21 protein-coding genes are annotated in these 21,226 nt (G+C 63.2%); 12 read left to right on the top strand and 9 right to left on the bottom strand.

Going from position 1 to position 21,226, the window contains the following annotated elements:
- Positions 1-64 precede the first annotated feature (64 nt).
- On the bottom strand, positions 65-1,318 hold the full coding sequence (gene yjeH / locus HS968_RS20310; protein ID WP_182368436.1) for an L-methionine/branched-chain amino acid transporter: 1,254 nt from the start codon (positions 1,316-1,318) through the stop codon (positions 65-67).
- Between the two features lie 121 nt (positions 1,319-1,439).
- Here yjeH and HS968_RS20305 point away from each other — a divergent pair, with 121 nt between their 5' ends.
- The 8 genes from HS968_RS20305 (at position 1,440) to HS968_RS20270 (ending at position 9,242) form a co-directional block, all read left to right on the top strand.
- Positions 1,440-1,859 carry an Lrp/AsnC family transcriptional regulator gene (locus HS968_RS20305; RefSeq protein ID WP_119693371.1) on the top strand — a complete coding sequence of 140 codons (420 nt, stop codon included), beginning with the start codon at positions 1,440-1,442 and terminating at the stop codon, positions 1,857-1,859.
- Positions 1,856-3,076 (top strand): exonuclease subunit SbcD, encoded by a 1,221-nt coding sequence (gene sbcD, locus HS968_RS20300; protein ID WP_182368435.1) that lies wholly within the window; start codon positions 1,856-1,858, stop codon positions 3,074-3,076. Before HS968_RS20305 ends, sbcD begins: the two co-directional genes overlap by 4 nt.
- A 31-nt stretch (positions 3,077-3,107) precedes the next feature.
- Positions 3,108-3,383 (top strand): putative quinol monooxygenase, encoded by a 276-nt coding sequence (locus HS968_RS20295; protein WP_182368434.1) that lies wholly within the window; start codon positions 3,108-3,110, stop codon positions 3,381-3,383.
- 218 nt (positions 3,384-3,601) lie between these two features.
- The gene (locus HS968_RS20290; RefSeq protein ID WP_182368433.1) at positions 3,602-4,069 is read left to right on the top strand and encodes a hypothetical protein; all 468 of its coding nucleotides are present in this window, start codon (positions 3,602-3,604) and stop codon (positions 4,067-4,069) included.
- An 80-nt stretch (positions 4,070-4,149) separates the two neighbouring features.
- Entirely contained in the window at positions 4,150-4,755 is a 606-nt protein-coding gene (locus tag HS968_RS20285) for an HD domain-containing protein (protein ID WP_182368431.1), read from the top strand.
- A gap of 99 nt (positions 4,756-4,854) precedes the next feature.
- Entirely contained in the window at positions 4,855-5,214 is a 360-nt protein-coding gene (locus HS968_RS20280) for a hypothetical protein (RefSeq protein WP_182368430.1), read from the top strand.
- A gap of 48 nt (positions 5,215-5,262) precedes the next feature.
- Positions 5,263-8,697: an AAA family ATPase gene (locus HS968_RS20275; protein WP_182368429.1), complete on the top strand. Its 3,435-nt coding sequence runs from the start codon at positions 5,263-5,265 to the stop codon at positions 8,695-8,697.
- A gap of 2 nt (positions 8,698-8,699) precedes the next feature.
- The gene (locus HS968_RS20270) at positions 8,700-9,242 is read left to right on the top strand and encodes a hydrolase (RefSeq protein WP_182368428.1); all 543 of its coding nucleotides are present in this window, start codon (positions 8,700-8,702) and stop codon (positions 9,240-9,242) included.
- A gap of 2 nt (positions 9,243-9,244) precedes the next feature.
- On the opposite strand, the gene HS968_RS20265 is transcribed toward HS968_RS20270, so the two are convergent.
- The gene (locus HS968_RS20265) at positions 9,245-10,006 is read right to left on the bottom strand and encodes a substrate-binding periplasmic protein (protein WP_238338865.1); all 762 of its coding nucleotides are present in this window, start codon (positions 10,004-10,006) and stop codon (positions 9,245-9,247) included.
- A gap of 314 nt (positions 10,007-10,320) precedes the next feature.
- Between HS968_RS20265 and HS968_RS20260 the strand changes: the two genes are divergently transcribed.
- Entirely contained in the window at positions 10,321-11,094 is a 774-nt protein-coding gene (locus HS968_RS20260; RefSeq protein WP_182368425.1) for a substrate-binding periplasmic protein, read from the top strand.
- Positions 11,095-11,189: 95 nt separating this feature from the next.
- The gene (locus tag HS968_RS20255) at positions 11,190-12,434 is read left to right on the top strand and encodes an SLC13 family permease (RefSeq protein ID WP_182368424.1); all 1,245 of its coding nucleotides are present in this window, start codon (positions 11,190-11,192) and stop codon (positions 12,432-12,434) included.
- Between the two features lie 363 nt (positions 12,435-12,797).
- On the opposite strand, the gene rlmF is transcribed toward HS968_RS20255, so the two are convergent.
- A complete protein-coding gene (gene rlmF / locus HS968_RS20250) occupies positions 12,798-13,799 on the bottom strand; it encodes a 23S rRNA (adenine(1618)-N(6))-methyltransferase RlmF (protein WP_182368423.1) in 1,002 nt (333 codons plus the stop codon).
- Positions 13,800-14,008: 209 nt separating this feature from the next.
- Here rlmF and HS968_RS20245 point away from each other — a divergent pair, with 209 nt between their 5' ends.
- A complete protein-coding gene (locus HS968_RS20245; protein ID WP_182368422.1) occupies positions 14,009-14,479 on the top strand; it encodes a bacteriohemerythrin in 471 nt (156 codons plus the stop codon).
- Positions 14,480-14,485: 6 nt separating this feature from the next.
- On the opposite strand, the gene HS968_RS20240 is transcribed toward HS968_RS20245, so the two are convergent.
- The 5 genes from HS968_RS20240 to HS968_RS20220 form a co-directional block, all read right to left on the bottom strand.
- Positions 14,486-16,315, bottom strand: coding sequence for an SLC13 family permease (locus HS968_RS20240; RefSeq protein WP_182368421.1), 1,830 nt, complete (start codon positions 16,313-16,315; stop codon positions 14,486-14,488).
- A 31-nt stretch (positions 16,316-16,346) separates the two neighbouring features.
- Complete coding sequence (locus HS968_RS20235) at positions 16,347-16,643, bottom strand: winged helix-turn-helix domain-containing protein (protein WP_182368420.1); 297 nt, start codon at positions 16,641-16,643, stop codon at positions 16,347-16,349.
- A 99-nt stretch (positions 16,644-16,742) separates the two neighbouring features.
- Positions 16,743-18,191 carry an APC family permease gene (locus tag HS968_RS20230; RefSeq protein WP_106736921.1) on the bottom strand — a complete coding sequence of 483 codons (1,449 nt, stop codon included), beginning with the start codon at positions 18,189-18,191 and terminating at the stop codon, positions 16,743-16,745.
- Between the two features lie 98 nt (positions 18,192-18,289).
- The gene (locus HS968_RS20225; protein WP_043094305.1) at positions 18,290-18,703 is read right to left on the bottom strand and encodes a RidA family protein; all 414 of its coding nucleotides are present in this window, start codon (positions 18,701-18,703) and stop codon (positions 18,290-18,292) included.
- 12 nt (positions 18,704-18,715) lie between these two features.
- Positions 18,716-19,609, bottom strand: a complete 894-nt coding sequence (locus HS968_RS20220) for a phytanoyl-CoA dioxygenase family protein (protein WP_043094307.1) — start codon at positions 19,607-19,609, stop codon at positions 18,716-18,718.
- Positions 19,610-19,872: 263 nt separating this feature from the next.
- Between HS968_RS20220 and HS968_RS20215 the strand changes: the two genes are divergently transcribed.
- Complete coding sequence (locus HS968_RS20215; RefSeq protein WP_106736919.1) at positions 19,873-20,568, top strand: helix-turn-helix transcriptional regulator; 696 nt, start codon at positions 19,873-19,875, stop codon at positions 20,566-20,568.
- A gap of 4 nt (positions 20,569-20,572) precedes the next feature.
- Here HS968_RS20215 and HS968_RS20210 read toward each other — a convergent pair whose 3' ends face one another.
- Complete coding sequence (locus HS968_RS20210) at positions 20,573-21,034, bottom strand: hypothetical protein (protein WP_182368419.1); 462 nt, start codon at positions 21,032-21,034, stop codon at positions 20,573-20,575.
- Positions 21,035-21,226 lie beyond the last annotated feature (192 nt).

Here is a 21,226-nt window from a genome sequence, read left to right as displayed (position 1 = left end):
GGGCGTACTCGCGAAGCAGTACGCCGCCACCATCCCGTAGCCGGCATCAATGACGGGCTGTTCGCTAGGTCAGCGCCTTGTGCATCACGCGCAAGCGGTCGAGCAACAGCAACGCCCCGAGCAGCGCCACGGCATACAGCGCGTCGCTGCCGAGCATCGCCAGCACCAGCGTGCAGAGCACCGCGCTGAGCCCAGCGAGCAGGCGCCAGATGCCGCGCAGCAGCACCCAGCCGGCGGCCATGCTGAGCAGATAGATGAGCACGAAGTTGCCGTTGGCGTAGCGGATCAGATCGTCCACCGACAGCTTCAGCGCGGCCGATAGCATGGCGCACAGCGCGCAGATGGCGACCACCAGTATCAGGGCGCGGCCCGGTACGCCGTGGCCGTTGCGCACGGCCAGCGATGCCGGCAGGCGCCCTTCGTCGGCGAGGCTCCAGATCAGTCGGGCAAAACCCTGCACGTAAACGTTCATCGAGGCGAAGCAGGCCAGGTAGCCGAGTACCGCGACCAGCACGCGTGCGTTCTCGCCCAGCAGCAATTCGAACAGACGGGGCAGGGCGGTGGTATCGCTGTGCACGTCGCCATAGGTGGCGAAGCTCAGCACCGCCACCGAGCAGGCCCAGTACACCAGGCCGGCCAGCAGTACGCCGAGCAGCAACGCCAGCGGGAAGTCGCGCTGCGGATTCTTGAATTCCTCGCCCAGGTGGGTGAAGGCTTCGATGCCGACGAAGCACCAGAACATCACCCCCAGTGCGGCTGGCAGCAGGTGCCATTGCTCGCCGAGCGGTGGCAGCAGCGGTTGTGTGCTGTGGGGCAGATCGCCGATCCACCAGATTAGCGCCACGCTGGCGACGATGGCCACGGCGATCAGCCCCTGGAGCACGCCCGAGGCCTTGGCCGGCCGTTGGCCGAGCAGCAGCATGGCGACGAGCGTGAGCAGCTGGATCGCCAGCAGCTCGCTGCCATCGAGGTCGAACAGTGCCAGCCAGAAGCCGCTGGCGATATGCAACGCTGCCGGCAGGCCCACCGGCAGCACGGCGAGGAACAGCAGCGCGCTGATGCCCTCCATGCGCAGGCCGAAGGCGCGGCCGATCAGGTGCGGTGCACCGCCCGCATGAGGGAAACGTTTGCCCAACTGGGCGAAGGTGAAGGCCACCGGCAGCACCAGGGCGATCAGAATCAGCCAGGCCCAGAGCGATACCTCGCCAGCCGCGGTGGCGGCCAAGGCCGGCACCACGAAGATGCCGGTGCCGAGCAGCGAGGTGCTGAGCAGGGCGATGCCTTGCAGCAGGCCCAGCTCCTTGTTCAATCGACTCATGGGGTATGCTCGTACTTTTCCAGATACCGCCATGGTAAGCCGTCGTCCTTGAGCAAGGCGTCGGCTTTCACCGACGAAATGACGGTTTCTCTGTCAACTTGATTGCCATCCCGAGAGCCCCGTGGACAAGTTCGATCGCCAGATCCTCGCCTTGCTGCGCAGTGATGCGCGCACCTCCGTCAGCCACATCGCCCGTGAGGTCAATCTGTCACGCTCGGCCGTCAGCGAGCGCATTCGTCATCTTGAGGCGAGTGGTATTATCCGTGGGTATCACGCCCAGGTCGCGGTGCCGGGCGACGGTGGGGTCAAGGCCTTCCTCGAGCTGTTCTACAAGAACGCCCGTTGTCAGGATTACGTCGAGCGAATGCGCGAATACCCGGAAATTCGTCACTGCAGCGGCATCAGCGGCGAGACGGACATGCTGGTACTGGTCGAGGCACCGAGCATGGCACGCCTGAGCGAAGTGCGTGCGGCCATCGAAGCCTTCCCGCAGATGCAGCGGGTCAAGACGCATGTCGTGGTGCAGGACTGGCCGCTATGAGCCTGCGCATCCTGCACACCTCCGACTGGCATCTGGGCCAGCATTTCATGGGTAAAACCCGCCAGGTCGAGCACCAGGCCTTTTGCGCCTGGCTGCTGCAGCAGGTTCGTGAACAGGCGGTGGATGTGCTGCTGATCGCTGGTGATGTCTTCGATACCGGATCGCCGCCCAGTTATGCCCGTGAGCAGTACTACCGGCTGGTGGTGGAGCTGCGCGACGCCGGTTGCGCCCTGGTCGTGCTCGGTGGCAACCACGACTCGCCGGCGATGCTCGGTGAAAGCCGCAGCCTGCTGGCGCAACTGGGCACTCAGGTGGTGCCTGGCGTGGGTGTCGACCTGACCGAGCAGGTGCTGGTGCTGAATGATCGCGCTGGACTGCCGGGCGCCATCCTCTGTGCCATTCCCTTCATTCGTCCACGCGACGTCATGGCCAGCCATGCCGGGCAGAGCGCGCAGGACAAGCAGCAATCCCTGCAGCAGGCCATCGCCGAGCATTACCGAGCGCTATATGACCTGGCGTTGAGCAAGCGTACCGAGCTGGATCTGGCGCTGCCGATCATCGCCACCGGTCACCTCACCACCGTCGGTGCCAGTGCCAGCGAATCGGTGCGCGAGATCTACGTCGGCAGCCTGGAGGCTTTTCCCACCAGCGCCTTCCCGCCTGCCGACTACATCGCCCTGGGCCATATCCACCGCCCGCAGAAGGTCGGCGGTCTGGAGCATATCCGCTACAGCGGCTCGCCCATCGCGCTGTCCTTCGACGAGGCGCGTCAGCAGAAGGAGGTGTTACTGCTGGAGTTCGGCGATGCCGCGCTGCAAGCGATCACACCACTGCCCGTGCCGGTATTCCAGCCCATGGCCAGCCTGCGCGGCTCGCTCAAGGAACTGGCAGTCGCCATCGCCGACATAGCGGCTCAAGGCACGCCCGAGCGCCCCGTGTGGTTGGAGGTGCAAGTCAGTTCCGACGACTACCTGAGCGACTTGCAGAGCCGCATCAACGGCCTGTGCGAAGGGCTCCCCGTGGAGGTGCTGCGTATCCGCCGCGAACGCGGCAACGCGACGGCGAGCCTGGCCAGTGAAGCACGGGAAACGCTGGACGAGCTGAGCGTGGAGGACGTTTTCGCCCGCCGCCTGCAACAGGAGGTCTTGGAAGAAGAGGATGCCCAGCGTTTGCAGGGGTTGTATCGGCAGGTGTTGGAGGCGGTGCAGGGGCAATAACGTCGCGGACGATCCATCGATAGGAGCGCTTATGGCCAACGTGACACTGAAGGGGTACATCCTAGTACCGGAAAAGGACTTGCAAGAGGTTCGTCGCGAACTGATCAACCATCGGCGCCTGACGCTGGACGAGCCCGGTTGCATAAGCTTCATCGTTACCGAGAATGCCGAGAACCCACTACGCTTCGACGTTTTTGAAGAGTTTGTTGATCGCCAGGCCTTCGCTCTACATCAGGCGCGCGTACGTGCTTCTCGCTGGGGACAAGTGAGCGTCGACGTGACGCGGCATTATGAGATTTTCGAGTAGGTCGAGTGCATGGCCACCGTAGCCCGGATGCAATCCGGGAATGTCTGTCATAGATACTCTCTGTAAGCCCAGTGGGCTGACTACACCAGCAAAGCCTTGACCAGGCACGTGTATAGATCAGCGACGTAGAAGAAAGACAGATTTATTTATTGGTACCCTCAACAACTGAAAAATAAATCTGTCCCCTTTTTGTCCTTGGCTTAACTGTAAGAAATTTTATGAAGCTACTCCGATACTTTGATACCGATGATGGCTCTCTTCCGGAGTTGGAGGTGCGATATTCAAGTCCAGATAAAGTATCCACGGCTTTCGAGTTTCTCTTCGCAAATAATGCTCGAAATGTAACTGCCAGCGGAGGCTACCTTTGGATCAACTCTTTGCAAAAAGAGAAGTTATTCACAGGTAGCTGTGATGCTGCATTGGTTATTTGTGAGTCAGCGGAACCATTTCATGTAGTGCTGGCAGGCATAACCATTGCGAACTGCACGCTTCCCGATTTAGGAGTTCTCGTTATGCCCTCTAGCTTGACCATCGACTACCGAATGGGCTGTGCATGGGGAGAGTTCGAGATCAACGCTCTGCTCATGCTGTTGAAAGGGCTATGTGCGCTAGGTGGTACGCTTTTCGCTCCTTGGTGGGGTGCCGAAGGCGAACATGAGTTCACTGAGGCTCTGCGTCGCGCCTGACAAGTGACTCAAATCGTTCGCTACGCTCACTGGGGCGGGCTAAAGCCCGCCCCTACCCAACGGCCGCTATCGACTCCTAAATGACTCTTCTCCCCTCATCCTGGGCCCATGCCTGGCCAGACCTCGGCCTACAGCCGCCATCTGGGCTGTTCGAACAACTCGTCCGTGCCTACGAGGAACCCCAGCGGCACTATCACTCACTGCAGCACCTATCCGAATGCCTGGCGCATTTCGAGCAGGCGCGCCATTTGGCGCAGCAGCCAGGCGAGGTGGCTATCGCGCTCTGGTTCCATGACGCCATCTACGATGTGCGTGGCAAGGATAACGAGCGCCAGAGCGCGGATTGGGCTATCCGGGTACTTGCGAGTTGCCAGGCCAGTCAGGCGACGCTGGATCGTGTCGAGCGACTGATCATGGCCACCCGGCATGACGCGACGCCAAGCGATGCGGACGAACAGTTATTGGTGGATATCGATCTGGCCATCCTCGGAGCCACGCCTGAGCGGTTCGCCGAGTACGATGCACAGGTGCGCGCCGAATACGCCTGGGTGCCTGGTTTCGTCTACCGTATGAAGCGGCGTAGCGTGCTCAAGGCATTTCTGGCGCGCCCCCGTCTATACGGCACCGATCATTTCAGGGCGCGCTATGAGGCACAGGCGCGGCGTAACCTGGCCGCTGTCCTCTGAAATTGCTGCGGGTACGGCAACGGCCTATGCCTATGGATGAACTGCGTCCCGATTTGACGAGTCGAAGCTCGCATCCCAACCCATATCTGAGGCCTCTGCATGGCAACTATCCGTTTGACCTCGTCCCTGGCTCTTGGCGCACTGCTGCTCGGCGGGTGCGCCAGCAACTCCGGTGGTGATGCTTCCGTCACCGAGCAATGGCTCGGCCGCTGGAATGGGCCGGAGGGTACTTACCTGGATATCACCGGTACGCCCGCCGATTACCGCCTGACCATCGCCAACCTCGACGGCCCGCGGCGTTTCGTCGGGCGCGCGCAGGGCGAACGGATCGTCTTCGTGCGTGACGGCGTGGTGGAGAGCATCAGCGCCACCGATGGTGAGGCCACCGGCATGAAATGGCTGCTGGACAAGCACAACTGCCTGACCGTACGCAGCGGTGAGGGCTATTGCCGCGACTGAATCGTCGATATGCCAGAATGACCGCCTTCAACGGCTTACGACCTGTGCATGAAAATCCTCAGCCTGCGCCTCAAGAATCTCAACTCCCTCAAGGGCGAATGGAAGATCGACTTCGCTGCCGAGCCTTTCGCCGGTAGTGGCCTGTTCGCCATCACCGGGCCGACCGGCGCGGGCAAGACCACCTTGCTCGATGCCATCTGTCTGGCCTTGTATCACCGTACGCCGCGCATGAGCACGCTGTCGGCCAGCGGCAACGAGCTGATGACCCGGCATACCGCCGACTGCCTGGCCGAGGTCGAGTTCGAGGTGAAGGGGCAGGGCTACCGCGCCTTCTGGAGCCAGCGCCGGGCGCGCGACAAGATAGACGGCGCGTTGCAGGCGCCCAAGGTGGAGCTGGCGCGTATCGCGGATGGCGAAATCCTCACCGACAAGATCCGCGAGAAGGAAAGCCTGACTGCCGAGTTGACCGGCCTGGATTTCGAGCGTTTCACCAAGTCCATGCTGCTCGCCCAGGGCGGCTTCGCGGCGTTTCTCGAGGCCAATGCCAACCAGCGTGCCGAATTGTTGGAGGAGCTGACCGGCACCGAGGTATACGGGCAGATTTCCCAACAGGTCTATGAGCGGACCAAGGCCGCCGAACAGTCGCTCAACCTGCTGAAAAGCCGTGCCCAGGGCATGGAGCTGCTGGACGATACGCAGCGCGCCGAGCTACAGGCTGAGGCTGAGCGTCTGGCCCTTGACCAGGCACCGCTGCACAGCGAGCAACAAGCGTTGCTGGCCGGGCAGCGCTGGCGTGAGGCCTTGCAGCGTGCCGAGCAGCAGGCGGCTGCAGCGGCGCAGGGGCTGGAGCAGGTACAGCAGCGTCAGGGCGCAGCGGTCGATGATTTGCAGCGCCTGGCTGCCAGTGAGCCTGCTGCGCGGTTGCAGCCATTGCATCTGGCCTGGCAACAGGCGCAGCAGGAGTCTCGGCAGGCTGAGCAAGGGCTGCTCGCACTGAGGCAGAACATGCAGGTGTGCGCCGAGCGTGAACTGCAGGCGCTGTGGCTGGCCAGCCGCCATGCGTCGCACTGGCGTGATGAGCGGCAGGTTGCGCTGGCGCAGTTGCAGCACCAGCACGCAGACGTGCAGGCGCTGCTGACTGAGCGCAGCCAGCATTCGCGCCTGGGCGAGTTGCTCGGGGGCTGGGGCGCGCGGTTCGTGCAGCGAGCACAGGGTGAGCAGGCGCTACAGGCCGCTCAGGCGCGTTTGAGCGAGTCGAGCACGCAGCTTGCAGCGCTGCAGCGCCAGCGCGAGGAACAAGGCGTGCGCCTGGCAGCCATGCAGCAGCAGGTGCAGCAGGCACGTGACGCCGAATCTCGGCAGCAGGAAGCCGTGCAAGCGCTGCTTGGCGAAGCAGGGGAAGCTGGCCTGCGCCAGGACTGGCAACGCCTGCAAGCACGCAGCCGAGTGTTCGACCGCTTGCAGCAACTGATGCAAAGCCGTGAAGCGCTGAGTACGCAACTCGCCGAGTTGCCGCCGCGTCTGGCCGAGTTGCAGCGTCGACAAGTGGACAAAAATGCAGAGATCAGCGCCCTGCGCGAACGCTACAAGGCGCTCAAGCAACAGGTCGGCGACAAGGAAAAATTGCTGGAGCAGGAAAAGCGCATCCAGGATCTGGAAGCCCATCGCGCTCGTTTGCAGCCTGGTGAGGCTTGCCCGCTGTGCGGCTCGCACGAGCACCCGGCGATCACTCAATACCAGGCGTTGAATGTCTCGGCGACCGAGCAGGCGCTGGCGCAATGCCGCAGCGAGTTGAGCGAACTGGAGAGCCAGGACGTCAACCTGCGCGATGAACTGACTCGCCTGGCCGCGCAGATCGAGCAGGTACAAGCGCAACAGAACCAGGCCCAGGCGCAATTGCAGCCGCTGGATCAGCAGTGGCAGCAGCAACTGGCCGAGCATGACATCCGCCTGCAGGAAGCCAATGAGCTGGGGCGGTTGCAACAGCAGCACGAGCACGAGCTGGCAGCTCTACAAGTGCGTCTGGAGGCGCTGCAAATCCAGCAAGCCGAATGGCAGCGCCTGCGCGAGCTGCGCGAAAAAGCCGAGCGTGAACAGGCCGAGGCCGAACGGCAGCAGGCGCTGCTGAGCCGTGATCTTGAAAACACCCAGGCGCGTCTGGTCGAGCAACAGACTCACTGCAGCCAGCTGCAGGTCGAGCAGGCGCAGCAGGCCCAGGAGCTGCTGGCCAGCCTGGAGGGATTCGCCAGTGAGCTGCCTGTCGATGGGGAGCGTTGGCTGGCGCAGCAGAAAGCCGCTTGGCAAGGCTGGCAGGAAGCGCAAGCACGCGAGCAGCAACTGCACGAACGCCTACGCGAGGCGCAGCGGCAACTCGACGAGGCGCAGGCGCAGGCCGAGCACTGGCAGCAGCGCTGGCAGGAAACCGGCGCGCAGAACCTGGCCGAGCCGGCACCCGCAGTGAACCCACAGCAGGCCTTGCACGAGGCGGTCGAGCGGCTGGCCGCTACGCAGCGTGAACGCGATGGTCTGGCGGGCAGCGAACAGGCCCAGGTCGCGTTGCAGGCACGCCTGCAGGCGCGCCAGGCTGAATGTCTCCAGGCCTGGCAGCAGGCGCTGGCGAGCAGTCCTTTTACCGATCAGGCTGCTTTCGAGGCGGCTGTGCTGGCCGATGACGAACGTCAGCGACTGATGCAGCTCAAGGCCGACCTCGAGCGGGCTCACACCCAGGCTACGACCTTGCTGGCCGCGGCCCAGGCCGAGGTGCAGCGCTTGCTGGCCGAGCCGCAGACTGCCTTGAGCCTGGATGAGTTGGCCGAGCAGATCCAGGTTCTGCAGGAGCGTCTGCGCGCCTTGAGCGAGCGCCAGGGTGAACTGCGTGCGCAGTTGCAGGCCGACGAGGCGCGGCGCAGCAGCCAGCAGGCGCTGTTCGCCGAGATCGCCGCGCAAGAGGGTGAGCAGCGCCTGTGGCAGCAGCTCAACGGCCTGATCGGTTCGGCCGACGGCGCCAAGTTCCGCAAGTTCGCCCAGGGCCTGACCCTCGATCACCTTATCCATCTGGCCAACCGCCAACTGACGCGTCTGCATGGGCGTTATCAACTGGCGCGCAAGAGCAGCGGTGAACTGGAACTGGAGGTGCGCGACACCTGGCAGGCCGATGTGGCGCGCGACTGCCGCACGCTGTCTGGCGGTGAGAGTTTTCTGGTCAGCCTGGCCCTGGCCCTGGCGCTGTCCGACCTGGTCAGCCACAAGACCAGCATCGACTCGCTGTTCCTTGACGAGGGCTTCGGCACCCTGGACGGCGAAACCCTGGAAGTGGCGCTGGATGCGCTGGACAACCTCAATGCCAGCGGCAAGACCATTGGGGTGATCAGTCACGTCGAAGCGATGAAGGAGCGAATTCCCGTGCAACTGCGGGTGCACAAGGGCGTCGGCCTGGGTTACAGCCGGCTCGACGCGCGTTTTGCAGTGAAGGAAGGAGCATGACCATGCTGATGCGAGCGAAGGATTCCACCCTGCTGGTGATCGATCTGCAGGAGCGGCTGTTGCCAGCCATCGATGGCGGTGCAGCAGTGGTCGAACAGGCCACCTGGCTGGTACGCCTGGCGCAGCGGCTCGATGTGCCAGTGATCGCCACCGAGCAATACCCCAAGGGGCTGGGCGTTACCGGCGCCGAGCTGCGTGAGTTGCTGCCGGCCGAGGGGCTGCGCGAAAAGATTCACTTCTCGGCGACCGCTGGCGCCGGGTTGTTCGATCTGCCGGGTGGTGAACGCCGGCAGTTCATCGTCTGCGGCACGGAAACCCATGTCTGTGTACTGCAAACCGTGCTGGGGCTGCTGGCGGCCGGGCGCGAGGTGTTCGTGGTGGACGAGGCGGTGGGCTCGCGCCGGCCGCGTGACAAGGCGCTGGGCCTGGCGCGCATGGAGCGCGCCGGGGCGGTGATCGTCTCGCGCGAGATGGTCGCTTTCGAGTGGCTGGAGCAGGCCGGCACGGATGTGTTTCGCGAGGTCAGTCGCAACTTCATCCGCTGAAACTATGGGGTGGCTGGCTGCGGTTCGAGTCGGTAGTGGCCGGCCTGCAGATCGTCGAAGTACTGCTGGTAGCGACCCTCCTCGCGAAACCGTTGCAGGCGGGTATTGAAGCGTTCGCGTAGCGCTTCGCTCTGTTCCAGGCGCTTGGGCAGCATCAGGTAGCTGAGGTTGATCAGCAGCGGTTTGGGGTGATGAGTGATGCGTTCGACATCTTCCTTGGTGAACTCGCTGCGCAGGGCTGCGTAACCGACGTTGCGCTCCTGCGGGTAGAGCACCACGCGCTCCTTGAGCAGCTTTTCGAAGTTCTGTCGGTCGCTGGAGACGCGTTCGATGCGCACCTTGCCTTCGGCGAGAAAAGCATCGAAGGCCGGCCCGTAGCTGTATTCCAGGCCGCCGCCAAGGGTCATGCCGCTGAGGTCATCGAAGCGCTGCCAGTCGAATGGCTGGCTCTTGAGGTGAAAGAACACGAACTGCTCGTCGAGCAGCGGTTCGCTGAAGATAAATTCCGCCTCACGTTCGTTCTTGTGCATCCAGACTGCGGTGGCGTCATAGCGACCTGCAGCCGCTTCGGCGTAGGCACGTGGCCAGGGCAGAAAACTGAATTCGACGCGGTAGCCTTCCTCGGCCAATAGGTCGCGGATCAGATGCGCCACCGGCCCCTGCTGCTCGAGCCTTGCGGACAGGTATGGCGGCCATTCACCTGCGCTGATGCGCAGTAAAGGCTTCTCCGTGGCGCTCGATGCCGCGCTAAAGAGCAGACTCATGAACAGAATCGGCAAGCCATGGCGCATCGGTGATCCTCGACAGCAGGGCAGCAGGATGATGGCAATTTAGACGCTTTGCCCGGTTGCTCCCAGTCATCGCCCTGGTTGGTTCGTTGCAAAAGGTTGTTGCAAGCCTAGCGACTGGCGTTGCGTTGTGGATGCGACGCACGTCGCAAGCAGAATCAGGGGCAAATCTTTCCATGGGGCCAGGCTGACCAGCATTCGTGAATCTGCCTATGCTTAGTCACAGCAATACGATTGGTAGCCTAGGAGCATGCGGGTCTATCTATGCTCTGGTGAGGGAGTTTCGTTTTTTGCACAAAGCGCTGCATTACTGCCTGATCTGGTTGTTTAGCGGTGCCTGTTACGGCGCACAACCTTCGTTGACTTTCTGTCATGAGGATCAGGACTCCTTTCCCTGGGTGATGACCGACGGCACAGGGCTCAACAGGGCGCTGCTGGGCCTGGTGGAACAGTCGCTCGGGCTGCATGTCACCTACGTTTCGGTGCCCTGGAAGCGTTGCCTGGCAGGGGTGGAGCAAGGCCTTTACGACGGCGCCTTCGCGGCCAGTTTCAAGGCCGAGCGACTGCGCATGGGGCACTACCCAACGGACGCCGAGGGCCGGCCAGACCAGCTCAGGCGTCTGCATACCTCGCGCTACACCCTGTATCGCCGAGTGGGGAGCGCCGTGTCCTGGGATGGTCAGCGCTTCGACCAACTCAAGGGGCGCGTCGGCTCGCTCAGCGGTTTTTCCATTCGTGATCTGCTGCTGGCGCAAGGTGCAGAGGTCGATGAGTCCAGTCGTGATCCGCTGGCACTGTTGCAGATGCTCATTCATGGCCGTGTCGAGGCGGTGGCATTGCAGACTCAACGCGGTGATTTCGTGTTGCAGAGTCATCCGCAGTTGGCACGCCAGATAGAAAAATTGCCTCAATTGCTGGAAGAAAAACCCTATTACCTGATGCTGTCCGATGCGCTGCTGATGCGCGACCCGGCATTGGCCGAAAGCATCTGGGCCGAGGTGGCGATTCAGCGAGAGTCGTCGGTCTACCAGGCGCTTGTCGCGGCTTATCTGGCGCGGCCTTGAGTGACGATAAAAATATGCAGCGTGCTATTCCCGTCAGGCATCGGCATCGCTAGAGTCCGCTGATTGTTTCGTGCATCCGTTCGGGTGGATACCGCATGACCTTCGCTGCCGGGTTGACCATTGGCCTGTTCATTCTGACCTATCTGGGCATGGCTGCCGGTGGCATTCGCGGGCTGCGCATCGACCGCAGTTGGATCGCCTGCTTCGCGGCTGTCGTGCTGCTGGTCAGCGGCGCGCTGAGCATGAATGACGCGGCGCATCACCTCGACCCTGGAGCGTTGTTGCTGCTGCTGGCGCTGATGCTGGTTTCCGCGCAGTTCGACTTTTCTGGCGTATACGCCTGGCTCAACCGCTACCTGACCGAACACGCCGAGCGGCCCGCGGTATTGCTGGCGGGCGTGGTGATGCTGGGTGGCTTTCTCTCGGCCATTCTGGTCAACGATATCGTCGCCTTCGCCCTGACCCCGCTGCTCTGCCGCAGCCTGCATCTGCGTGGGCTGGAGCCGCGGCCGTTCCTGTTGGCGCTGGCGCTGTCGTGCAATGCCGGCTCCGCTGCCAGCCTGATCGGCAACCCGCAGAACATTCTCATCGGTCAGGCCGGTGGCCTGGACTTCTGGGGCTATGTGGCCGTGGCCGGCCCGCCTGCGCTGGTGGCCATGCTTATCGTCTATGCGGTGATCTGGCTGCAATGGCATCGCCACTGGGGCGAGGCCAGGCCATTGGCCGTGGAGGACACGCCGGTCGAGCACATCTACGGCGCGCGCAGTTACCTCAAACCGTTGTTGGCCAGCCTGGCCTTGCTGGCCTTGTTCGCCACGGCCTTGCCGCGCGAGTTGTCGGCGTTGCTGGTGGCGGTGCTGGTGATGGTGTCGCGCCGGGTGGACAGTCGCGACTACGTGAACAAGGTGGATTGGAACCTGCTGCTGTTGTTCGTCGGTCTGTTCCTGGTCAGCGGTGCGGCGCTGCAATTGCCGCAGCTGGCGCAAGGCGCCGCCTGGCTGGCCGAGCATGGTTTGCTGCCGCAGGGCGTGTGGTCGCTGGCGGCCTCGTCGCTGGTGGCGGGCAACCTGATCGGCAACGTGCCGTTCGTGGTGTTGCTGCTGGGGCTGATGCCGGAGCTGTCGCACTCGGTGCTGATCGGCCTGGCGGTGATGTCGACTCTGGCCGGCAACCTGCTGCTGATCGGCAGCGTGGTCAATCTGATCGTTGCCGAAGGAGCGAAGCGCCAGGGTGTCAGCCTTGGTTTCGTCGACTATGCGCGCAGCGGTGTGCCGGTAACGCTGCTGAGCATGGCGGTGGCAGGGCTTTGGCTGGGGCTGGGCGGCTGGCTGCCCTGGTAACGGTTGACAAAGTGTAGGGCGAGCTCAGGAGCGTCAGCGAACAGCCCGCCATTGATGCCGGCTGCGGGATCGTTGTGGCGTACTGCTTCGCGAGTACGCCCTACAAACTCAGTGCGTAGGGCTGGCTCATGGCGTAGGGCGGGTCGGGGCGCCGGCTGCTCGTAGCGTCAGCGAACAGCCCGCCATTGGTGCCGACTACGGGGTCGTTGTGGCGTACTGCTTCGCGAACGGATCGCCGCCCGGTACGCCCTACATGGTCGGCCGCCCGGCAGTGTGTGCTCTGGCTCAGTGCGTAGGGTGGACTCAGGAGCGCCAGCGAACAGTCCGCCGTTGCTACCGGTTACGAGATCGTTGCGGACTGGTTCAGCGCCAACGATTGTCGCGCCAGGCGCTGCGTTGTTGCGCATCCTTGAACGTCCAGGCCACCAGGCGGCTCTGCTTCTGTCCCTGAGACATGCCGAGAATCCTCACTTCGACAGCACCTGCCTTGGCCAGCCAGCCTTGCAGCAACTGCACATTGCCGCTCTTGGACACCAGGCTGCTGAACCACAGCACCTGATCAGCCACCTGCGCACTTTCGCTGGCCATGCGCTTGAGAAATTCCGCCTCACCCCCCGGGCACCAGAGTTCGGCCGCCTGGCCGCCGAAGTTGAGCACCGGTAGCTTGCGCTTGGGGTCGAGCTTGCCGAGGTTGCGCCATTTGCGCGTGCTGCCGCTGCTGGCCTCGGCGGCGGAGGTGTGAAAGGGCGGATTGCACAGGCTCAGGTCGAAGCGCTCGTCGCCTTGCAGCAGGCCGAGGAAGATGTGCTCGGCATTACCCTGCTGGCGCAGCTCGATCGCACCCGCCAGCTGCGCGTTGTTCTGCACGATGGTGCGGGCCGAGGTCAGGGCCTCGGCGGCGATGTCCGCACCGACGAAATGCCAGCCGTATTCGCAGTGGCCAATCAGCGGATAGATGCAGTTGGCGCCGACGCCGATATCCAGTGCGCGCAGGTTTTCGCCACGGGGAATCTGCCCGTCATTGTCGCTTGCCAGCAGGTCGGCGAGGTTGTGCAGGTAATCGGCGCGGCCGGGAATCGGCGGGCACAGATAGCCTTCGGGAATGTCCCAATGTTCGATGCCGTAGTACTGACGCAGCAGCGCGCGGTTGAACACCTTGACCGCAGCCGGGTTGGCGAAGTCGATGCTGGGTTTGCCGTACGGGTTGGTGATGACGAACTGACCCAGCTCGGGGCTGACCCTGATCAGCGCCGGGAAGTCGTAGCGTCCCTGATGACGATTACGCGGATGCAGCTCGCCCTTGTTCGGTGCTGTTTTTACGGCAGCTGGCGCTGGCTTGCGTGGACGTTTTGGCGGCTGGGGCATGGTGGGGATCTGCGGAGTCGGACGCGCGATTTTCCCATGCTTTGCTGGCATGCCGTAACCCACAGCAACGTGAGAACGATCTGTGCGGCGTTTAACGAACATGGCCAGTGGCCATAAAACAGCAGGCCTTGTATTGATCCAGGTCAATGGGGTTCGCTTGCCTGTGCCCGTAGACTGCGCGCCTCATCGATCAGCAGCAAGGAGGCACCATGGCATACCTGGACTGGAGCGACGACCTCAATACCGGCATCACGGTCATCGATGATCAGCACAAGCGTATCGTCGCGATGATCAATCAGCTGGATGCCGCTCAGCGTGCCGCCAGCAAGGTGCAGGCAGGGGAGGTGATCGACGAACTGATCGACTACACCATCTCGCACTTCGCTTTCGAGGAGGCGATGATCGAAGAGGCGGGCTACATCTTCACCAAGGCGCACAAGCGGGTGCACGCGTTGTTCATCAAGCGTGTGGAGGATTACCGCGAACGCTTCAATCGTGGCGAGGACATTGCCGACGAGCTCAAGGGGATGCTGGGACGCTGGTTGTTCAGCCATATCCGCAGCGACGACCGCAATTACGTCGAGGCGGTCAATGAGAACCTGCGTCGGCTGAGTGCCGACGCTTCCGAGGGCGGCTGGTTGCGCCGCGCAGGGCGGCGTTTCTTTCGCGGTGCCGCCTGACCTGATTCACAGCGGGAAGATCAGCGGTACCAGCAGCACGCTGACGATCATCACCAGAATGGTGAAGGGCACGCCGACCCGCACGAAATCGCTAAAGCGGTACTGACCTGGCCCCAGCACCAGCGTGTTCACCGGCGAGGAAATCGGCGTCATGAAGGCTGCCGAAGCGGCCAGTGCAACCGTCAGAGCGAAGGGGTAGGGTGACACGCCCAGTGTCTGTGCCGTGGCGATGGCCACCGGCCCCATCAGCACGGCGGTCGCCGTATTGGAAATGAACAGGCCGATCAGTGCTGTGGCGGCGAACAGGCTGGCGAGAATGGCGTAAGGGCCAGCATCGCCGAGCAGGGCGACCAGGCCGTGCACGGCCAGATCGATGCCGCCGGTCTGTTGCAGCGCCTGGGCGAAGGGCAACATGCCGACGATGAGAATCAGCGTGGGCCAATGGATCGAGCGATAGGCACTGTCCAGATCGATGCAGCGGAAGGCGCCCATCAGCAGGCAGGCGATCAGCGCGGCGAGCACGTTGGAAACCAGGCCGCTGACCATCAGCACGATCATCACGGCCAGGCTGAGCAGGGCATAAGGCGCCTTGCGCGCGGCCGGCGCCACTTCATCCACTTCGGCAGGCAGGCTGAGCACCAGGAAGTCGCGACTCAGCCCTTGCAGGCGGCGGATGGCCTTCCACTCACCGGCCACCAGCAGGGTGTCCGAGGCTTTCAGGCGTTCGTCCACCAGCACGCCTTCCAGCGCCTGGCCATGGCGACGCAGCCCAACCACATTGAGCTTGTGCTGGCTGCGAAAACCCAGCTCCTGAATGGTCTTGCCGATCAGTTGCGACTCCGGCGGCATCGCCACTTCGGCCAGGCCCAGTTCATGGGCGTGCACGCTGTAATAGGAGTGCGGCAGCGGCATGGGCTCCAGGCCCAGGGTCTGGTAGATGCCGAGCAGGGCGATGGACGGGCTGATCAGATCCACCAGCAGCACGTCACCGGGCTGCAGCTGGGTATTGCCGGTGGCCATCAGCAGCAGGGTGCGGAACTTGCCCTGGCGCTCCACGGCGATCACGTTGATGCCGTACTGCTGACGCAATTCCAGCTCGTTCAACGGCTGGTTGGCCAGGGGCGAATTGATCTGTACGCGCAGGCGCCGCTCGCGTTCTTCGAGGTTGTAGGCCTGGGCCAGGTCGGTCAGGGTCAGGCGAGGCGCGGCGGATTCGCCCTGTGCATCGCCATGTTGCAGCCAGCGGCGGGTCAGCAGCATGTAGCCGATGCCCAGCACGAGGATCGCCAGCCCGACTGGCGTCATGCTGAAGAAGCCGAAGCCCTCCAGGCCGGCGCGGCGTAGCTCGGCATGAATCACCAGGTTGGGCGCGGTGGCTACCAGGGTGAGCATGCCGCTGATCAACCCGGCGAAGGCCAGCGGCATCATCAGCCGCGCGGGAGAAATGCGCAGGCGCGCTGCGACGCCGAGCACCACGGGAATGAAGATCGCCACCACGCCGGTGGAACTCATTACCGAGCCGAGGCCGGCGGCAGCCAGCATCAGCAGGATCAGCAGCCGGGTTTCGCTGCTGCCGGCCTTCTTCACCAGCCAGTCGCCGAGGCGGTAGGCGATGCCTGTGCGCACCAGCGCGGTGCCGATGACGAACAACGCCGCGATCAGTATCACGTTGGGGTCGCTGAAACCGGACAGCGATTGCTGCACGGTAAGCACACCGCTCAACGGCAGGGCGACCAGCACCAGCAGGGCCACCACGTCCATGCGTGGTTTGCCGATGACGAAGAGGGTGACGGCGCCGGCGAGCAGTGCCAGCGTCCAGAGCAGGTCGGGGTTCATGCGGGCTCCTTGAAAGACCGGGCCAAGGATCTCAGGGATAGCCGAGCGTCGTCTTGATCTGCTGCAGATTGGCGGCAATCCACTGCCTGTCGATCGGGCCCCAGTCGCGAATCCGGTAGTGCCCGGCATTGTTGCGCTCGCCATCGGCCTGCTGGAACGGGCAGTCGATGTCCAGCTCGACCAACGCTGTGAGCGTGTCCTGAGCGGTACGCCGCGGCATGCCGGTCGCCTCCATCAGTGCCGGTACGTTGGTGGCCTGGCCGCTGTCGATCAGCCAGGCAACGTAGAGACGGCGGTAGAAGCTGGTCTTGGTCTTGCTCACATCCATTTGGGCGGTATCCGGCTGTGCAGAAGAATCCGGAGAATACCGTCTGCAAACCGGTTGTGCCATGAGCCGGGCTTGTCGGATGACAAGCCCGTCAGGTTCTCAGGCCAGTTCGCGTAGCGCCAGGTAGCGCTCAGGGGCGCGCCCCTTCAGAAGCAGGGCCGAGATGCTGCCAAGTGCAAAAGCGCAGGCGACACCCAGGCCCATGAGCTTGGCGATATCGTCGGCATCGTCGCCACCGATCAGCATGGGCAGGTTGGCGATGGCAATGGCCAGACAGGCGAGGATGCCGATCAGGCCGCCCAGCGGGGCGATGCGTGTATGCCACAGGCGGGTATCGCTGCCACTGCGCTTGAAGTAGACCAGAACGGCCAGGCTGGTCAGGGCGAGAATCACCATGTAACCGATGGTACCGGCGGTGGCGCCCCAGGCGTAGATCTGCGTGACCGGATCGAGGCCGGCCAGGGTCAGCAGCAGGATGCCGACCAGGGCAAAGGCGCTCTGCAGCAGCGAGGCGATGTAGGGCGAGCCGTGTTGCTCGTGGATGCGTGAGCAGCGCGCCGGCAGTACCGAGTACTTGCCAAGAATGTACTGGTAGCGAACGACGATGTTGTGCAGCGACAGCATGCAGGCGAACAGGCTGGTGATCAGCAGCACCTGGATTACATCGCTGAAGGCTTTGCCGAGGTGCTGTTCGGCCAGGAGCAGGTACATGTCGCCGGGGTGTTCGTTGGCGAAGGCGACGATCTGTTCGACACCGATACCGGCGACTGCGCACCACATCGACAGAACATAGAAGATGCCCACGCTGAACACGGCGGTGTAGGTGGCGATGGGAATGGTGCGCTCCGGATTTCGTGCTTCCTCGCGGTAGATCACCGTGGATTCGAAACCGATGAACGAATAGATCGCGAACAGAATCCCCAGGCCCGGCGAGCCGGAGAGAATGTGCTCGGGCTGGAAGGACTCCAGCGGCAGGCCGGCGATACCCTTGTCGGCCACGACCAGCAGGTCGATCACCAGTACCACGGCGATTTCCAGGATCAGGGCGACACCAAGGAACTTCGAGCTCATTTCGATACGCCGATAGCCCAGTACACCGATCACGACGATCGCAGCCAGGGTCAGTTGCCACCAGGGAGGCGCAATGCCGAACAGGCTGTCGAGCAGCTCGCTCGAGGCGTAGCCGACGTAGGTGCCGATGGCGAGCATGAACAGCGAGTAGGAAATCATCGCCAGGGTCGCCGCACCGAGGCCGACCACGCGGCCCAGGCCTTTCTGGATGCAGGCATAGAAGGCCCCGGCATTGCCGATATGGCGTGACAGGGCGACGAAGCCGACGGCGAACATGAACATGATCAGCATCGCGGCGAGGGCGTCGAAAGGTGCGGCGGCACCGTTTCCCAGGCCGATCATCAGCGGTGTGTTGGCCACCATCACGGTCAGTGGGGCGGCGGTGGCAACGACCATCATGACGATGGGCACGATGCCCAGGTTGCCACTGAGGGCATGGGGTTTCGCTGCGCTCTGCGCAACGGTCGAGTCATTCATGCTTGCTAGTCCCGTTGTCTGTTCTGTTGTCCCCGCGGCAGGGCGCGCGTGGGCGGGAGAGGTTCGCGCCAGTGGCGCGGCACGCAAGGGGTCACGGCTCAAGGCGTGGCCATGGCGATTGCGGTGACCTCGAGCTGTTGGGCGGGGTGGATCATTCCCTGAATTTCCAGGGTCGTGCTGCTGGGTCGATGCGCACCGACCCAGGGCCCGAGACGGGCGGGGATGACCGCCGAGAGCGCCTGGATATCGGTGGTGTAGAACGTCCAGGTCACCAGATGGCGGCGTTCCAGGCCTTCTGCCTGCAGGCAGCGGTCGAGAATGTCCAGTACGAAGTCCAGCTGCGCGCCGATGTCGCCTTCGCCCACCAGTTCCAGGCTTTCCAGGTTGCCACGCAGGGGGGCGATGCCGGACAGGTAGAGCGTATCGCCGGCCCGTACCGACTGGTGGAAGGCAAAGGCCTCGAAGACGTCCTGGCCCAGGTAGCCGATCTCGGGTGTGTTACGCGTGATCATGGCGTGCTCTCCTCAGGCGCTTTCGCTTTGCAGGTTATGGCGGAAGCTGCCGCCGTTGTCCGCGCGCTGCGCATCGACCAGTTCGATGCTCATGGCCACGGGAGCGACGTCGTCACGCAGGGCGGTCAGCGGATCCTCGAAGTCGCGGGTGTAGCCAAGGGCGAAGCAGCCGTACTGGTAGCCCATGACCTTGAGCAGGTCATCGGGCAGGGTCTGGGCGATTTCGCGCGGACAGGACAGGTACTGGTTTTCCTCCTGACGTACCCAGCCCACGGCATAGGTGATGTTGATGGCCTGGCGGATGGCGTCGGAGCGGTTGCTGCCAGCGCCGTGATAGATCTTGCCGGTGTAGAACAGGGCCGAGCCGCGTTTCATCACGGCCGCAATGCTCTGCTCCTCAGTGTATTTCTGCTTGCGTCCGACGAACTGGCTGCCGGGGACGATGCGAGTGGCGCCGTTTTCCTCGGTGTAGTCGGTCATGGCCCAGAGCAGGTTGCATTGCACCTGATAGTCGTCAGGGAAGGGGAAGAAGTCCCAGGCCAGTTCGTCCTGGTGCAGCATTTGCGCGGGCGATCCGGGGAAGACGCTGATGATCTGCGTCAGGTGCAGCTGGAAGGTCGAGGCATGTGCCAGGAACAGTTCGGTGGCGCCCAGCACGGAAGGGTGCATGACCAGCTCGCGGGCCGCCGGTGAACGGGCGATGAGCGAGCCGGTGCGCTTGGTCTGATGGCCGATGAAGTTGTCCTTGCCGTAGGCCGTGTCCTGGATATAGGGCGCCATTTCGGCGGCAATGCGATCCATCTGCTCGGCGCTGGCCAACTCGTCGACGATCACGTAGCCGTGCTCGCGCAGTGACTGGCTGATCTGCTCGGCGGTGGCGGTATTGGGCAGGCGGTTGAGTGTCATCAGGGTTACCTCGACGGTCGTGGCTAACAGGTCGAGGCGAGAGTAGGCAGCCCGTGAAAACGCAACAATCCATCCGAAGATGGACAAAATTTCGCGATTTCGGTGTTTTTCACGCTCTTGGTGCAATTGCCGGGGCGAAGCTCTGTTGTGGTGCTTGCAGGCTGCCCCACAGGCTTCTGGAGCACCTTTCGGACGCGGCATGTCGATTGCTTGCAGAGGCATGGCATCCACGCCTGTGTTCAACAATCCCGAGAGTGCCTGTCATGAGTACGATGCAAACGGCCAAGGGTGATCTACTGGTCAGGGAGGCCATGCACTTCAGTCGCGATTTTCTTGGCGTCAGTGGCGCCCTGTTCTATTGGGTGGATCGCCGGCGCCAGGAGATGCAGGTGCTCGAGACGCTGGATGTGCCTCCCGGATTTCTCGAACAGTACCGTCGTGGCATGCAGCCGTTCGACCCGATGTGCGTCAGCCGCATGCTGGCGCGACACGACAGCGTTGGCGTACTGAGCATTGCTCGCGAATCGCAGAACCGCGCCGAGATGCGTCACTATCAGGGCTATCTCGATACCTATGGCGTGCTCGATACCGTCGACCTGATGTTCTGGGGTGAACATGCGGCTTTTGGCGGCATCGGTTTTCTGCGAACGCTGGGCGACCCCCCTATCAAGGTCGATACGACAGGCCTGGTGGCATTGCAGCGTCTGCTGCAGGCCAGCTTCAGCGCCCATCCACATGTTCGTCAGCTGCAACTGGAGCAGCGTCTGGATGCTTGCGGCCTGAGCGTGCGTGAAAGGCAGGTCGCCGCGTTGATCGGGGCTGGAGCCTCCAATCGCGAGATCGCCGAGGCGATGAACATCACCCTGGCGACGGCCAAGACCTATGTGGTGCGTATCTTCGAGAAGCTCAACATCGACAGCCGTACCGCGCTGGTGGCGTTCATGGGGCAGCTCAACTGAGCGTTCAGTGAGCCTGGCGTGCCGCGCGGCGACGCAGGGTGCGATGGCGGCTGCCGAAGAAGAGTTGCAGAAAGGGCTCTACCAGCACGGCCGGCAGAATCGGATCGATGGTCAGGTCGTCGACCACCCGAGTGCCGCCATCGACGATTTCGATACGTCGGGCGTGGCGCCAGCGGCGCATGCCGGTCATCGGTGATTGCTCGACGAAGCCGCTGCCGGGCGTCAGCGACTGCAGAGTCAGGCGCGAGATGCCGATGGGCAGGATGCCGAACAGCCACAACCAGCTGGTGAACAGCGGCTTGCCGGCTTCTACGGGCAGGTCTTCGAGGTTGCGCACCCCTTTGGGTACGCTCATCCACAGCCAGGGATGCATCTCGGCGCGCAGGCTGCGCACGTCAGTGATCCAGCGCCAGACGCATTCCGGTTCGGCGGGCAGAGTAGAGGTGAAGCTCAGGTGCAGGGTCATGGGCGCGGTGAGCGCTGGTGGCTCCGGTTACACCGCCTGCGGGCGGCTGGCAGGGGGTAATCCTGCCAGCCTATGCATCCGAGGTGAAGAGGCTATGCGTTCGGAAGGCTTTCGCAGTCGTTTCCCGGCGTTTAACGCAGTGTGCGTTGAGGGCGAGGATCGGCATGCGTAGGGTGCGCCGTGCGCACCGGG

It is taken from the genome of Pseudomonas berkeleyensis, assembly GCF_014109765.1.
In the GTDB taxonomy this organism is placed as follows: Bacteria; Pseudomonadota; Gammaproteobacteria; order Pseudomonadales; family Pseudomonadaceae; genus Aquipseudomonas; species Aquipseudomonas berkeleyensis.
The sequence above is the reverse complement of the archived record's forward strand: the minus strand, read 5'-3'. Positions and strand labels throughout refer to the sequence as shown.

Bases quoted from the DNA above. Each gene is read 5' to 3' on its own strand.
- HS968_RS20285 (WP_182368431.1), top strand. From the start codon at position 4,150: ATGACTCTTCTCCCCTCATCCTGGGCCCATGCCTGGCCAGACCTCGGC.
- HS968_RS20240 (WP_182368421.1), bottom strand. From the start codon at position 16,315: ATGAACCCCGACCTGCTCTGGACGCTGGCACTGCTCGCCGGCGCCGTC.
- rlmF (WP_182368423.1), bottom strand. From the start codon at position 13,799: ATGCCCCAGCCGCCAAAACGTCCACGCAAGCCAGCGCCAGCTGCCGTA.
- HS968_RS20220 (WP_043094307.1), bottom strand. From the start codon at position 19,609: ATGACACTCAACCGCCTGCCCAATACCGCCACCGCCGAGCAGATCAGC.
- HS968_RS20265 (WP_238338865.1), bottom strand. From the start codon at position 10,006: ATGAGTCTGCTCTTTAGCGCGGCATCGAGCGCCACGGAGAAGCCTTTA.
- HS968_RS20215 (WP_106736919.1), top strand. From the start codon at position 19,873: ATGAGTACGATGCAAACGGCCAAGGGTGATCTACTGGTCAGGGAGGCC.
- HS968_RS20225 (WP_043094305.1), bottom strand. From the start codon at position 18,703: ATGATCACGCGTAACACACCCGAGATCGGCTACCTGGGCCAGGACGTC.
- HS968_RS20255 (WP_182368424.1), top strand. From the start codon at position 11,190: ATGACCTTCGCTGCCGGGTTGACCATTGGCCTGTTCATTCTGACCTAT.
- HS968_RS20210 (WP_182368419.1), bottom strand. From the start codon at position 21,034: ATGACCCTGCACCTGAGCTTCACCTCTACTCTGCCCGCCGAACCGGAA.
- HS968_RS20275 (WP_182368429.1), top strand. From the start codon at position 5,263: ATGAAAATCCTCAGCCTGCGCCTCAAGAATCTCAACTCCCTCAAGGGC.
- HS968_RS20235 (WP_182368420.1), bottom strand. From the start codon at position 16,643: ATGGATGTGAGCAAGACCAAGACCAGCTTCTACCGCCGTCTCTACGTT.
- sbcD (WP_182368435.1), top strand. From the start codon at position 1,856: ATGAGCCTGCGCATCCTGCACACCTCCGACTGGCATCTGGGCCAGCAT.
- HS968_RS20280 (WP_182368430.1), top strand. From the start codon at position 4,855: ATGGCAACTATCCGTTTGACCTCGTCCCTGGCTCTTGGCGCACTGCTG.
- HS968_RS20290 (WP_182368433.1), top strand. From the start codon at position 3,602: ATGAAGCTACTCCGATACTTTGATACCGATGATGGCTCTCTTCCGGAG.
- HS968_RS20230 (WP_106736921.1), bottom strand. From the start codon at position 18,191: ATGAATGACTCGACCGTTGCGCAGAGCGCAGCGAAACCCCATGCCCTC.
- yjeH (WP_182368436.1), bottom strand. From the start codon at position 1,318: ATGAGTCGATTGAACAAGGAGCTGGGCCTGCTGCAAGGCATCGCCCTG.
- HS968_RS20295 (WP_182368434.1), top strand. From the start codon at position 3,108: ATGGCCAACGTGACACTGAAGGGGTACATCCTAGTACCGGAAAAGGAC.
- HS968_RS20270 (WP_182368428.1), top strand. From the start codon at position 8,700: ATGCTGATGCGAGCGAAGGATTCCACCCTGCTGGTGATCGATCTGCAG.
- HS968_RS20245 (WP_182368422.1), top strand. From the start codon at position 14,009: ATGGCATACCTGGACTGGAGCGACGACCTCAATACCGGCATCACGGTC.